Here is a 14,310-nt window from a genome sequence, read left to right on the forward strand (position 1 = left end):
TTAGAAAATAGTGAATAGGTTGAATTGTTTCAAAAACGAAAAAGGGAGTGTAGTCGAAGTGATTGATCAAAAATTCGATCCATTGCAAGCATGGAAAAATGCTTATGAACAAACCGAAACATTTTGGGGAAAAGCGCTCAATGAAACAATTAAAACAGAAGAATATTCTGCTTGGATGGGCAGCGTTCTAGATTTGAATTTGTTTTATCAAAAAGCATTAAATGATACGACAAAAAATTATTTAGAACAGGTGAATGTGCCGACGAGAGAGGATATCGCTAGAGTAGCTACGCTTGTTATTAACTTAGAAAATAAAGTTGATAACATCGAGGAAATTCTAGAAGAGAAAGTGGATTCATTAGGACAAGCTCCTACATTAAAGCGTGATGTTACGAAAGTAAAACAAGATATGCGCACGTTGGAAACGAAAGTTGATCAAATTTTAGAATTGCTAGAAAAGCAAAATGCAGTACTAGCTAAACTACAAGTACCTGTAAAAGAAGAAGTAAAGCCTGTAAATAAGCCAGAAAATAAAAAATGATAATCACGTTTGTTTATAACGTGTAAAAGAGAGAGGGAGAATCTCTTTTCATGTATAAACAACGAAACATAATTAATATATGGACTCAATTAGTATGAGTACCAAAATGATTCATAACAATCGTTCACAAATTCATTTAAGGGGGAAAAGAAATGGTTCAATTAAATGGCAAAGTAGCAATCGTAACAGGTGGGGCAAAAGGAATTGGAAAAGCAATTACAGTAGCATTAGCAGAAGAGGGAGCAAAAGTAGTTATTAACTATAACAGCAGTAAAGAAGCAGCTGAAAACTTAGTAAATGAATTAGGAAAAGAAGGACATGATGTTTATGCAGTTCAAGCGGATGTTTCTAAAGTAGAAGATGCAAACAGACTTGTAGAAGAAGCTGTGAATCATTTTGGTAAAGTTGATATCCTTGTTAATAATGCTGGTATTACAAGAGATCGTACATTCAAAAAGTTAAATCGTGAAGATTGGGAGCGCGTAATTGACGTGAACTTAAGCAGTGTATTTAATACGACAAGCGCTGTACTTCCATACATATCGGAAGCAGAAGAAGGTAGAATCATTAGTATTTCGTCTATTATTGGCCAAGCAGGTGGATTTGGACAAACAAACTACTCAGCAGCAAAAGCAGGTATGTTAGGATTTACAAAATCATTAGCGTTAGAGCTTGCAAGAACAAATGTAACTGTAAACGCAATTTGCCCAGGATTTATTGATACTGAAATGGTAGCAGAAGTACCAGAAGAAGTGCGTCAAAAAATCGTTGCGAAAATCCCGAAAAAACGTTTTGGTCAAGCTGATGAAATTGCAAAAGGTGTAGTATATCTATGCCGTGACGGTGCGTATATCACAGGTCAGCAATTAAACATTAACGGCGGATTATACATGTAATGAAGTAAGAAAAAAAGTGCATATCCATAGCAGGAATGCACTTCTTTTTTTAGAAAGAAATTGACCAAAAAGGAGATAGAAAAAATGACTACATTCGTAACGGAATGGGAAAAGCAATTGGAGTTGTACCCAGAAGAATATCGTAAAGCATATCGCCGTGTGAAAAGAGCGAGCGAAGTTTTATTACGCGAACCAGAACCACAAGTTGGTTTAACGCCGAAAGAGGTTATTTGGACGAAGAATAAAACGAAGCTTTATCGTTACATTCCAAAACAAGAAAAAACACAGAGAGTTCCAATCTTATTAATATACGCTCTTATTAATAAACCGTATATTATGGATTTAACTCCAGGTAATAGTTTAGTGGAATATTTAGTAGATCGTGGTTTTGATGTGTATATGCTTGATTGGGGCACATTTGGTTTAGAAGATAGTCATTTGAAATTTGATGATTTCGTGTTCGATTATATTGCAAAAGCAGTGAAAAAGGTAATGAGAACTGCAAAATCGGACGAGATTTCTTTACTTGGTTATTGCATGGGTGGAACGTTAACATCTATTTATGCAGCGCTTCATCCGGACATGCCAATTCGTAACTTGATTTTTATGACAAGTCCTTTTGATTTCTCTGAAACAGGATTATACGGTCCTTTATTAGATGAGAAATATTTCAATTTAGATAAAGCGGTTGATACATTCGGAAATATTCCGCCAGAAATGATTGATTTCGGAAATAAGATGTTAAAACCAATTACAAACTTTGTCGGCCCATATGTTGCTTTAGTCGATCGTTCAGAAAATGAGCGCTTCGTCGAAAGTTGGAAATTAGTTCAAAAGTGGGTAGGCGATGGTATTCCGTTCCCAGGTGAATCTTATAGACAATGGATTCGTGATTTTTATCAAAATAATAAATTAGTGAAGGGTGAACTCGTTATTCGCGGACAAAAGGTAGACCTTGCAAATATTAAGGCGAATGTCTTAAATATTTCTGCGAAACGTGATCACATTGCTCTGCCATGTCAAGTAGAAGCTTTACTTGATCATATTTCTAGCACAGATAAAGAGTATGTATGTTTGCCGACAGGACATATGTCTATCGTGTATGGTGGAACGGCTGTAAAGCAAACATATCCGACGGTTGGGAATTGGCTTGAAGAGCGTTCTAATTAAAGAGAAGAAATCCAACTAGCGTATGTTAGTTGGATTTTTTTATGGGAAATGACGAAACATAGGAAGGAGAAAAATACATTGTAGGAGTATAATTATGAAGCTTATGACTGGTAAGTTGTTTTGGAGTGCTGGAGTTTCTGTACCTTGTTATCCAACATTAGAAAATGATATGATATGTGATGTGCTAGTAATTGGAAGTGGAGAAGCAGGTGCTCATATAGCGTATTCATTAGCTAAAATTGGAATGCGTGTTATGCTCATTGAAAAAAGAGCAATTGCATGTGGTAGCACAGCTGCAAATACAGGATTATTACAATTTGTTAATGATAAATCGTTAACCTCTCTTATTCATACATTTGGTGAAGAGAAAGGGGTACGAGCATATAGACTTTGTTATGAAGCGCTGCAAACAATGGAGAAGGTTGTGCCAACTCTCGATATTGATCCCCATTTTATTCCGCGAAATAGTTTGTATTATGCAAGTAGAGATGAGGATATTTCATTTTTACAAGAAGAATATAATACGTTACGCCATTATGGATTTCCGGTTGAATGTTTTACAGAGTCTGAGATTAAGAAACGTTATTCATTTGCAAAACAAGCAGCGTTATATACAAGCGGTGATGCAGAAGTGAATCCGTATTTATTAGCGCATAGTCTTTTGCATAAAGCGAAACAAATGGGCGCTACTATATATGAACATACAGAGGCATTACATATTAAACAAATCCAAAATGATTTAATTTGTTACACGAATACAGGAAATAAAGTCGTAGCAAAGAATGTTATTATGGCGACAGGTTATGAAGCAATTTTTGGAAAGAAAGAAAAAAATACAACAGTAGAAACGTCTTATGCCGTTGTGACAAATAAGATAGATCATTTTGAAGGCTGGCATGAGCAATCATTAATTTGGGAAACAGCACGTCCGTATTTGTATTGTCGAACGTATCAAAACCGCATTATTGTAGGCGGATTAGATGAGGCGCTGAAAATTCAAAAAATCGGCGATACGAAATTATTGCATAAGCGTAATCTCCTTATTAACATTGTAAAAGAAATGTTCCCGCAGTATAAAAATATACAGGCAGAGTACTATTGGGCAGCAGCATTTGGTGGCAGTCATGACGGTCTTCCTATTTTAAAAGAAGATAAAAACATACATAATTTATATTACGCACTGCCGTATGGGGGAAATGGAACTGTATATGGAATGGTATTTGCGAAATTATTTCAGCAGTTATTTACAAATGAAGAAAGTGATGATTTTTCTTTATTTAATCGATAGAAAAAAGGTAGCGAAGTGATGGAATGAGAGATATAAAAAAGTTTTTACAAAAGTTACGTCCCGTGCAACTTATCGTTGTATTTTATTTACTAGCGGTAGTTGTATCGGTAATTTTACTTAGTTTACCATTTGTTACGAAGCCTGGCGTGAAATGGACATTTATAGATGCGCTGTTTACATCTGTTAGTGCTGTAAGCGTTACAGGACTGTCTGTTGTGACTATTTCAGATACGTTTACAACAGCAGGAATTATTGTTTTAGCCCTGATTTTACAATTAGGCGGATTAGGAATTATGGCACTTGGTACATTCGTTTGGATTATAACGGGTAAAAAGATTGGTTTGCAGCGAAGAAGGTTAATTATGGCAGATCATAACCAAGGAAATTTATCGGGCCTTGTAGAATTGATGCGTTCTATTTTAATTGTAATTATTTCGATAGAACTCATTGGAGCAATACTGTTAGGTACAAGATTTTTACTATATTTCCCGACTTGGCAAGAAGCTTATTTTCACGGTTTCTTTGCCGCTGTGAGTGCAACAACGAACGGAGGATTTGATTTAACAGGACAATCACTTATTCCGTACAAAAAAGATTATATTGTTCAAATGATTCATATGTTGCTTATTATTTTAGGAGCTATCGGTTTCCCAGTGTTAATGGAAGTAAAGCAATTCCTTAGTAAAAGGCGACAGCAACTATTTCGCTTTTCATTATTTACAAAATTGACGACAACGACATTTTTTGCACTCGTTATTGTCGGAACAATTATGATTTTTCTATTAGAACGAAATCATTTTTTAGTAGGAAAGTCATGGCATGAAACTGTATTTTATACATTATTCCAATCTGTGACGACGCGAAGTGGTGGACTCGCTACAATGGACATACGTGAATTATCACAACCAACGCTTTTATTTATGAGTATATTAATGTTCATTGGAGCATCTCCAAGTTCAGTTGGGGGCGGGATACGTACAACAACATTTGCTGTTAGTATATTATCGCTATATACATTTGCAAGGGGCGGGAGAACAGTCCGTATTTTCAAACGTCAGCTACATGAAGAGGACGTGTTGAAAGCATCTGTCGTTATGACAATGGGGATTTTATTATGTGCCTCAGCGCTATTTATTTTATCCATTACGGAAAATGTACCACTTATGAGTTTAATAGTTGAAGTTTGTTCTGCTTTCGGGACGACTGGACTATCAACAGGTATTACTCCAGAGTTAACAACTGTTGGTAAACTTGTACTCATTGTACTTATGTTTATCGGACGCGTCGGTATTTTAACATTTATATTAGCTAGTGGTGGAAGAGAACAACCACCTCGCTATAAATATCCGAAAGAGAGAATTATTATTGGATAGTATGAAACCATTCTACCTACGTCAGGTAGAATGGTTTTTTTAATCGTTAATTCCAAATTGAGGGTGCATAAAAGCATCATTTTTGTTATTAACTTCGTTTTTTAGTAGTTCTTGATTTTCTTCTGAGATCCATCCGATATCATTTGTAGGATGGATCCATTCTTCTCCAGCCATAACGGCAGGATCTATTTCATCACTCCAATTATTAAGAGGACTGTTAGTGGAATCGTATTTACTGTCTCCAATTACAACATCGTATTGATTAATAAAAGGTTGTTGCATTTGTTTTCCTGTGCCTTTAAATGATGGGAAATTCATTTGATGCGGGAGCGTCTCGTCTAAAATTGGCGATTGTATCGTTTCTTTTTCTTTCAAAGTAATCGCTCCTTTTTGTAATGGCTTGTTCGTATGTAGTATTTCCATCTATAAGCTCTTCTGTACTTGTTAACACTTCCCAGTAATAATTACTGTAAGTTGTTTCAAACTAGAATAGAAAGTTATTTCGTGAGAGCAGGTGAGTATGTTGGTAAAAAGAAAAGTAAAACAAAATGCAGCAATTAATAATAATAAAACTCCGAAAGAAAGCTTACCAGATGCAGAATTTGCATTAGAGTATGAAGGAGAAAATAGTGCGAAGTACGCAAATCGTAATTCAAAAAAAGGTAAACAAAAATGAGGCGTTTTTTACAAACGCCTCATTTTTTTGTGGGATTATAAAGGTTTTTTAAATTATTTGTAAATTTCACGTTTGATATTAGCGGAAAAATGAGAAAAAACATAGAAGTAGCAACGTATTACACAAAAACAAACAACAAACAAAAGATTAATGTTGGTTTAATACTGCTTTTACACTAGTTGTTTATATTTGAGTTGTACATAAGATTTGTAAAAGGAGAGAGAGACAGTGAAAAAAACAATCTTTAAGGCTGTAGCAACTGGAATGGTATTTTCGTTATTAATGGGGTGTGGTGCAAAGAAAGAAGAAAGTGCTGGAGCAAAAGTGAAAGATGATAAATTATCTGGATCATTAACTATTTACACAGCGATTGAAGAAGAGCTTGTACCGATTTATCTTGATTCTTTTAAACAGAAGTACCCAGACGTGAAGTTGAACATTGTTCGTGATTCAACTGGAGTTATTACAGCGAAATTGCTAGCTGAAGGAAAAAATACACAAGCAGATGTTGTATGGGGAACTGCAGCGTCTAGTCTATTAGCTTTAGATAAAAAAGATATGTTAAAAGGATACTCTCCAAAAGGAGCAAATCGTGTTCTTCCGCAATTTAAAGATGATAAGCAACCAGAAAAATGGGTAGGTAATACGGCATTTATGACGGGGATTGCTGTAAATAAAGAAGAATTAAAGAAGAAAAATTTACCGATGCCAGAATCATATGAAGATTTAACGAAACCAGAATATAAAGGAACGCTAGTTATGCCGCATCCAGCTTCTTCTGGAACAGGGTTTTTAACAGTTTCTGCATGGCTACAAATTATGGGAGAAGATAAGGGCTGGGATTACATGAAGAAACTTCATGATAATATGGCAACTTATACGCATTCAGGTTCAAAACCAGCGAAATTAGCAGGGGCGGGTGAATATCCAGTTGGTGTGTCAATGGTTTATAGTGCTTTGAAAGAAAAACAAAAAGGTGCACCAGTTGAAGTTGTACTGCCGAAAGAAGGATTAGGTTGGGAAGTAGAAGCGAACGCACTTATTAAAAAAGATAATGCAAAAAATGATAAATTAGCACAAGCATTTTTAGATTGGGCAATTACAGATGATGTAATGAAGTTATACTTTGAGAAAAATGGATTTGCGACAATTAAAAATGATTATAAACTTCCAGATGGGTTCCCTAAAGATGTGACAGAAAAGTTATATAAAAAGAATGACTTTAAATGGGCAGCAGAAAATCGCGACAAAATTTTAGAAAAATGGGAAAAAGAGTTTGGCCAAAAAGCAGAACCGAAAAAGTAAGTGAGTGGGAGAGAGAAAAATGAGCGAATATTTATCAATTCAACACATTCAAAAACAGTTTGATGCATTTACAGCGTTAAAAGATATTTCTTTTACTGTGAAAAAAAATGAGTTTGTTTGTTTATTAGGCCCAAGTGGTTGTGGGAAAACGACGTTGCTCAGAATTTTAGCAGGACTAGAAGAGGCAACAACAGGTAGTATTGCTGTGAATGGAAAAGATATTACAGCATTACCACCTGGAAAGAGGAACTTCGGAATGGTTTTTCAATCGTATGCATTATTTCCGAATTTAACTGCACTTGAAAACATTGCATATGGCTTAAAGACAAAAAAATATGGAAAAGCAGAAGTAAAAGAGAAAGCGCTATCGGCGTTAGAACTTGTTGATTTGCTGAATGTAAAAGATAAATATCCTGCTCAAATGTCTGGTGGACAGCAGCAGCGAGTAGCACTTGCACGTGCGCTCGCTCTGTCTCCCGATATTTTGTTACTTGATGAGCCGTTATCTGCTTTAGATGCAAAAGTGCGTGAAAAGTTGCGCAGAGAAATGCGTGATTTGCAGGGAAAAGTGGGAGTAACAACTATTATGGTAACGCATGATCAAGAAGAGGCATTAACGATGGCTGATAAAATTGTTGTAATGAATCATGCGGAAATTATGCAGATTGGAACACCAGAGGAGATTTATCAAAGACCAGCCAATCCGTTTGTGGCAGATTTTATTGGTTCTATTAATTTCTTTTCGAAAAATAACGAAGAACATGCAATTCGTCCTGAACATGTAACTATTGTACAAAATAATGGTATTAAAACAGTTGTAGAAAGCATGGAATTTCGCGGATCTGTATACCGGACGGAAGTGCGGGTCATAGAAGAGAAAACACACCTTTATAATGAGAAAATTGTAGTGGATATATTGGCATCAGAAGTAGAGGAAACTGCTATTAGAAAAGGAAAGCCAATTCAAATCTCTTTCTCAGAAAATCATATGTTGTCATATGGAAAGAAGGTCATTGTATAGATGGAGATGTTAGAAAACTTTAAGGCAGAAAGTACAAAAAAAAAGATTAAGAGACGTATCGGTAAAGAAGAGTGGATACAAAGACTATTAATTATTGGTATGCTTCTTTCATTTTTTATCATGCTTGTATTGCCTTTATTACAACTGTTTACACAAGCCTTTTATGATAAAGATGGAGCTTTTGTTGGTGTTGCGAATTTCAGTAAATATTTCACAACACCAACGCTAGTTCAATCACTACAAAATACGATATGGATTTCGGGCGCTACAACAATTATTTCGGTTACACTCGCTTTCGCTTACGCATATGCGATCGCTCGTACAAATGTTTTTGGAAAGCGCGTATTTCAATACATAGCATTATTACCATTATTCGCACCGACGATGATGCACGGTATTGCGCTTACATATTTATTTGGTAATCAAGGGTTAATAACAAAAGGGATGTTTGGTTTATTTGAAGGAATACAAATACCGTTATACGGACCAGTAGGAATTGTAATAGCTGAAGTTATGTATACATTTCCGCAAGCATTCCTTATTTTATTAATTGCTCTCCAAGGTTCTGATTATCGTTTATATGAAGCTTCTAATATGTTAGGTGCAAGTAAAGTGAAACAGTTTCTTACGGTTACTTTACCTAGTGTGAAATACGGATTAATTAGTGCGATGTTCGTTGTATTTACACTTAGTTTCACTGATTTTGGGGCACCTAAAATTGTTGGAGGACAATATAACGTACTTGCTACTGACGTATATAAGCAAGTAATTGGACAGCAAAATATGTCCATGGGCGCAACTGTCGGAATGATTTTACTAATCCCAGCTATTTTCGCATTTGCAGTTGATCGTATTACGCAAAGAAAACAGGCGAATCTCTTATCTTCAAAAGCAGTGCCTTACAGAATAATAAATAATAAGAAAAGAGATGTTATTTCATTCGTATATTGTAGCGTAGTTACGTTTATGATCATTCTTTTATTTGTGGCAGTTGGTATTGCTGCAAGTGTGAAAGTATGGCCATATAATATGAGTTTTACACTTGAGCATTTTAATTTTTCAAGTTTGACAGGAGACGGAATTGAAGCATTTAAAAATAGTGTAATTGTCTCAGCTATTACGGCAGTTATCGGGGCGATTTTAACATTTGTGTTCGCTTATGCGATTGAAAAAATAGAACAGCTACATTTTTTCAGAAAAGTAGGTTACTTTTTCTCTATTGTACCGTTAGCGATTCCTGGATTAGTACTTGGATTAGGATATGTCTTTTTCTTCAGTCAACCAACAATTCAAATTCTAGGACTTTCAGTAACAAATCCGTTTCATTCCTTATATGGCACAATTGCTGTTTTAATATTAGTAAATATCATTCATTTTTACTCTGTAACGTTTGTTACCGCAACGACTGCTTTGAAGAAACTGGACCGAGAGTTTGAACTTGTTTCACAGTCGATGAGTGTACCATTCTATAAAACTTTCTTTCGAGTAACGGTACCGATGTGTTTACCAGCTATTTTAGAAATGGTTATGTACTATTTCGTAAATTCAATGGTAACTGTATCGGCAGTAGTGTTCTTATACGCGGCTGATTTTAAACTAGCTGCTGTATCAATTGTAAATATGGATGATGCAGGAAATGTAGCACCAGCAGCTGCAATGAGTGTACTTATTGTTGTTACAAATATTGTAGTGAGAGTTGTATATGAATGGGGAACGAAAGCACTTCGTAACCGAACGTCACAATGGCAAAAAAGATAAGTAAGAAGGGTGATGGATAGAATGAAAATTGAAGCAGTTATTTTAGATTGGGCAGGTACGACAGTTGATTACGGATGTTTTGCACCATTAGAAGTATTCATGAAGATTTTTCATAAACGCGGTGTTGAAATTACAGCAGAAGAAGCACGTAAGCCAATGGGATTATTAAAAATAGATCATGTAAGGGCACTAACAGAAATGCCTCGTATTGCAAATGAGTGGAAGCGTGTTTTCGGACAATTACCAACAGAAGCAGACATTAATGAGATGTATGAAGAATTTGAAGAAATTCTCTTTGCTAATTTACCGTACTATGCCACGCCAATTGATGGAGTAAAAGAAGTGGTTTCTTCACTACGTGAAAGAGGTATTAAAATTGGATCAACAACTGGTTATACGAGAGAAATGATGGACATTGTTGCAAAAGAAGCAGAAATACAAGGGTATAAACCTGATTTTCTTGTGACGCCAAATGATGTTCCAGCAGGTCGTCCATATCCGTGGATGTGTTATAAAAATGCGATGGAATTAGGTGTATATCCAATGGATCATATGATAAAAGTTGGAGACACCGTGTCAGATATGAAAGAGGGCAGAAATGCTGGAATGTGGACAGTTGGTGTAATCCTCGGTAGTAGTGAGCTCGGTTTAATGGAAGAGGAAGTTGAGAATATGGATCCGTTAGAGCTTCGTGAAAAAATAGAAGTAGTTCGTAATCGTTTCATTGAAAATGGGGCTCATTTTACAATTGAAACGATGCAGGAGCTCGAAAGCGTAATTGAACATATCGAGAAACAAGAACTTATTATTTCATAAAGGGGGCATAGGGTCATGAATGAAAATCACTATTTATTATTAACGCCAGGACCATTAACGACAACAAAAACGGTAAAAGAAGTTATGCTATACGATTGGTGTACGTGGGATGTTGAATATAACACGATGGTGCAAGATGTAAGAAATAGGCTTGTATCGTTAGCGACAAAGGAAGCAGAAAAGTACACAACGGTTTTAATGCAGGGAAGCGGTACGTTTTCGGTTGAAGCAGTAATTGGTTCTGTTATTCCTAGAAACGGAAAGCTGCTAGTTTGTACAAATGGTGCGTACGGAAAGCGGATTGTACAAATGGCAGAGATGTTACATATAGATGTGGTGGTCAGTCAAACAGAAGAGTGGGAGCCTACTAATATTGCAGAAGTAGAACAATTATTGCAACAAGATAAAAAGATTACGCATATTGTAGTTGTTCATTGTGAAACAACGACAGGTATTATTAATCCAATTGTAGATGTATGTAAATTGGGAAAACAATACGGAAAAGTTACACTGGTTGATGCGATGAGTAGTTTCGGTGGTATTGAAATGGATATCGCTGAGTTGCAAATTGACTTTCTAATTAGTAGTGCGAATAAATGTATTCAAGGTGTTCCCGGATTCGGTTTTGTCATCGCAAATCGTGATGAATTATTGAAATGCAAAGGGCAAGCCCGTTCTTTATCATTAGATTTATATGATCAATGGGAAACGATGGAAGAGCAAAATGGGAAATGGCGTTTTACTTCACCTACACATGTTGTACACGCTTTTTATCAGGCATTGCTTGAATTAGAAGAAGAAGGCGGGGTAAGAGCCCGTTACAATCGATATTATAATAATCAAAAATTATTAGTGAACAAAATGAAAGAAATAGGCTTCAAGCCATTAGTAGATGAAAAATATCAATCTCCTATTATTACATCTTTCATTTATCCAGAAGCAGGATTTGAATTTTTGCAGCTGTATAATGAATTAAAGCGATATGGATTTGTTATTTATCCTGGTAAAATTTCGAAAGTAGATACGTTCCGCATTGGAAATATCGGTGATGTACATGAAGACGATATTAATCGCTTAGTTGATAGTATTGCTAAAGGGGTTGTTATAGGGTGAAAGTATTTTGCTTAGGTGGAGCAGGTAAAATTTGTCGTGAAGCAATTTTAGATTTAGTTCAATTTTCATCTTTTGAGACGATTACGGTAGCCGATTTTAATGAAGAGGAAGGCCGAAAAGTAGTAGAGTGGTTAAACGATCCTCGTGTTGATTTTGTGAAAGTCGATGTGACAAATCATGAGGATACGGTCGCAAAAATGAAAGGCTACGACATTGTAATGGATGGTACGACGATAAAGTTAAATGGATTGTCTACTCGCTGTATCGCAGATGCCGGCTGTCACGGTGTGAACTTAAATGGATTCGGTGAAGAAAATGAATCCCATTCTATATTTGTTCAAAACGGAAAAGCATGTTTACCTGGGTTTGGTATGACGCCAGGTGTAACGCAAATGATGGCTATGTATGCAGCAAATCAGCTAGATACTGTAGAGTCAGTTAGAGTAAGTCATGGCTCATATCGTCCAATTGCTTTTTCTGCATCAATTACAGAAACAACGACATATGAATATGATCCACATTTACCGTCGCGTACAGTGTATGAAGATGGTGAATTTAAGCAAGTACCTCCGTTTGCGCGCCCGAGAGAAATTGAATTACCAGCGCCTTACGGAAAAACAATGCAGTATATCATCCCGCACTCAGAAACGATTACGTTAGCGAAGGCACTGGAGGATAAAGGTGTTGGGCTGATAGAAACGAGAGGTACTTGGCCAGAGCAAAATATGCAGCTCGTTCGTGCTTTATATGATTATGGTATATTGCGTAATGATCAAATTGAAATAAACGGTAAAGAAATTGGTATTATGGATTGTATTTCGAAGTATCTATTACAATCGAAAGAAGGGCAAGCAACAGAGCTTTATGGTTATGCACTTCATGTAGAAGTAGTAGGTATGAAAAATAATCAAAAACAGCGACATGTATTATACCATACACATCCGCTATCTGACGGTTCTGTAGTAGGTTGGGAGAAATTAAGAGCCTATACAAGAAATGTTGGTATCCCATTTGGAGTTGCTACAGAGTTAATTGCAAAAGGAGTAGTTAATAAAGTCGGTGTTATTACTCCTGAAGAAGCTTTTGAAAATCCACAAATTATTTTTGATGAATTGGAAAAGCGTGGTATTTATATTCATGAAGAAATTTTCACTGAAAAAGAAAATTATAACTTTGTATAAGTAAGGCAGTTTATGAGGTAGATATAAATGGGGTGAGGCTATGTCTGTAGTAGGTGAAGAGAGAAAGAGGACAATTCTTGAGAAGGTAGAGTTTAAAGGGAAAGTAAAAGTTTCAGAATTAGCGAGAGAGTTCGCAGTATCAACAGAGACGATTCGTCGGTATTTAGAAGAATTAGATCGTGAAAAAAAATTGAAGAAAGTGTATGGTGGAGCTGTTCAACTTCCGGGAGCTGGGATAGAGGCACCGATGTTAGAACGAGAGATGCTGCATATAGAAGAGAAGAAAAGAATTGGGTATAAAGCAGCAACGTTTGTGGAAGATGGGGATGTTATTGCGATTGATGATGGAAGTACACCACTTCAAATGGTGCCATATCTTGTTCATCGTAAAAATTTAACGATTGTTACGAGCTCTTTTCCAGTAGCGACACAATTAATATCTTCTATTAATAAAAAGATGTTTCACGGTGAAGTTTTATTTATTGGTGGAAAGGTATCTCCAAAACATTCACGTGTGTCGGGTTCTATTTCGCAGCAAGTAATTCATCAATTTCATTTTCATAAAGCATTCGTTTCGATTGATGGATTGTTACCTAGCTTTGGGGTTTCCAGCTTTGAATTAGAAAAAGCGAAACTGTCAGAAGCGATGATTAAATTATCGGAGAAAACATATATTTTATGCGATCATACAAAGGTAGGCGTAAAAGGGAACTACCGAATATCAGGATTTTCTCGTATTCAACATGTTATTTGTGATAAGAAAATGCCATATAGTTTTGAAGAAGAAGTCAAAAAGCATAATATTCAATGGACAGTTTGCTAGTAATCAGTGGGAAATTCCATCTCTCTTTAATTATTAGTAATGTTTAACGTGAATTTTGAGATGCTCATGAATAATGAGTAATAAAGGTTTGTATTCGTGCAAAAAAAGTGGACACATTTTCTCGCTTCCTTCATATAATTTACCAATAGAAAAAAAGTTGGCTGAAGGAAAGAGGGGACAGGAATGTCGGAACGAATATATAATAAGCTTGTAGTTTACACGAATGTTTTGCAAAAACTCGGTGTTATTAATGAAAAAGAAAAAAGTGAAATCCTTCATACAATAGGTAAAAAAGCCCTTTGAATAAAGGGTTTTTTTATTTTTTATCGTCGGAAATATAATTTTAATG

Annotated in this window: 14 protein-coding genes; 13 read left to right on the plus strand and 1 reads right to left on the minus strand. The window is 35.8% G+C overall.

The features are described from left to right. Positions 1 to 58: 58 nt before the first annotated feature. The 5 genes from phaR to AB3X48_RS10085 all read left to right on the plus strand — a co-directional run bounded on the left by phaR (position 59) and on the right by AB3X48_RS10085 (position 5,268). Entirely contained in the window at positions 59 to 541 is a 483-nt protein-coding gene (gene phaR, locus AB3X48_RS10065) for a polyhydroxyalkanoic acid synthase subunit PhaR (protein ID WP_000566956.1), read from the plus strand. Between the two features lie 152 nt (positions 542 to 693). Then, on the plus strand, positions 694 to 1,437 hold the full coding sequence (locus tag AB3X48_RS10070) for an acetoacetyl-CoA reductase (protein WP_000250406.1): 744 nt from the start codon (positions 694 to 696) through the stop codon (positions 1,435 to 1,437). An 84-nt stretch (positions 1,438 to 1,521) separates the two neighbouring features. Beyond that, positions 1,522 to 2,607 carry a class III poly(R)-hydroxyalkanoic acid synthase subunit PhaC gene (gene phaC, locus AB3X48_RS10075; RefSeq protein ID WP_002011573.1) on the plus strand — a complete coding sequence of 362 codons (1,086 nt, stop codon included), beginning with the start codon at positions 1,522 to 1,524 and terminating at the stop codon, positions 2,605 to 2,607. A gap of 94 nt (positions 2,608 to 2,701) precedes the next feature. Continuing rightward, positions 2,702 to 3,895, plus strand: a complete 1,194-nt coding sequence (locus AB3X48_RS10080; RefSeq protein ID WP_088098836.1) for an NAD(P)/FAD-dependent oxidoreductase — start codon at positions 2,702 to 2,704, stop codon at positions 3,893 to 3,895. 23 nt (positions 3,896 to 3,918) lie between these two features. Beyond that, the gene (locus AB3X48_RS10085) at positions 3,919 to 5,268 is read left to right on the plus strand and encodes a TrkH family potassium uptake protein (RefSeq protein ID WP_088098837.1); all 1,350 of its coding nucleotides are present in this window, start codon (positions 3,919 to 3,921) and stop codon (positions 5,266 to 5,268) included. A 39-nt stretch (positions 5,269 to 5,307) separates the two neighbouring features. On the opposite strand, the gene AB3X48_RS10090 is transcribed toward AB3X48_RS10085, so the two are convergent. After that, positions 5,308 to 5,691 (minus strand): DUF3905 domain-containing protein, encoded by a 384-nt coding sequence (locus AB3X48_RS10090; protein ID WP_016104246.1) that lies wholly within the window; start codon positions 5,689 to 5,691, stop codon positions 5,308 to 5,310. 100 nt (positions 5,692 to 5,791) lie between these two features. Here AB3X48_RS10090 and ykzP point away from each other — a divergent pair, with 100 nt between their 5' ends. The 8 genes from ykzP to AB3X48_RS10130 all read left to right on the plus strand — a co-directional run bounded on the left by ykzP (position 5,792) and on the right by AB3X48_RS10130 (position 13,961). Further along, the gene (gene ykzP / locus AB3X48_RS10095; protein ID WP_000240799.1) at positions 5,792 to 5,944 is read left to right on the plus strand and encodes a protein YkzP; all 153 of its coding nucleotides are present in this window, start codon (positions 5,792 to 5,794) and stop codon (positions 5,942 to 5,944) included. Positions 5,945 to 6,172: 228 nt separating this feature from the next. Continuing rightward, a complete protein-coding gene (locus AB3X48_RS10100) occupies positions 6,173 to 7,249 on the plus strand; it encodes a putative 2-aminoethylphosphonate ABC transporter substrate-binding protein (RefSeq protein WP_016104247.1) in 1,077 nt (358 codons plus the stop codon). A 19-nt stretch (positions 7,250 to 7,268) separates the two neighbouring features. Continuing rightward, positions 7,269 to 8,270, plus strand: a complete 1,002-nt coding sequence (locus AB3X48_RS10105; RefSeq protein WP_016104248.1) for a putative 2-aminoethylphosphonate ABC transporter ATP-binding protein — start codon at positions 7,269 to 7,271, stop codon at positions 8,268 to 8,270. Next, on the plus strand, positions 8,271 to 10,028 hold the full coding sequence (locus AB3X48_RS10110) for a putative 2-aminoethylphosphonate ABC transporter permease subunit (protein WP_016104249.1): 1,758 nt from the start codon (positions 8,271 to 8,273) through the stop codon (positions 10,026 to 10,028). It begins immediately after the preceding gene. A 21-nt stretch (positions 10,029 to 10,049) separates the two neighbouring features. Further along, positions 10,050 to 10,844: a phosphonoacetaldehyde hydrolase gene (gene phnX / locus AB3X48_RS10115; RefSeq protein ID WP_016104250.1), complete on the plus strand. Its 795-nt coding sequence runs from the start codon at positions 10,050 to 10,052 to the stop codon at positions 10,842 to 10,844. 15 nt (positions 10,845 to 10,859) lie between these two features. Continuing rightward, positions 10,860 to 11,957 (plus strand): 2-aminoethylphosphonate--pyruvate transaminase, encoded by a 1,098-nt coding sequence (phnW, locus tag AB3X48_RS10120; RefSeq protein WP_016104251.1) that lies wholly within the window; start codon positions 10,860 to 10,862, stop codon positions 11,955 to 11,957. Next, positions 11,954 to 13,138 (plus strand): saccharopine dehydrogenase family protein, encoded by a 1,185-nt coding sequence (locus tag AB3X48_RS10125; RefSeq protein ID WP_016104252.1) that lies wholly within the window; start codon positions 11,954 to 11,956, stop codon positions 13,136 to 13,138. The genes phnW and AB3X48_RS10125 overlap by 4 nt, the downstream gene beginning before the upstream one ends. A 40-nt stretch (positions 13,139 to 13,178) precedes the next feature. After that, a complete protein-coding gene (locus AB3X48_RS10130) occupies positions 13,179 to 13,961 on the plus strand; it encodes a DeoR/GlpR family DNA-binding transcription regulator (RefSeq protein ID WP_002158735.1) in 783 nt (260 codons plus the stop codon). Positions 13,962 to 14,310: the final 349 nt, after the last annotated feature.

It is taken from the genome of Bacillus sp. S4 (genome assembly GCF_040838205.1).
Classification (GTDB): domain Bacteria; phylum Bacillota; class Bacilli; order Bacillales; family Bacillaceae_G; genus Bacillus_A; species Bacillus_A cereus_U.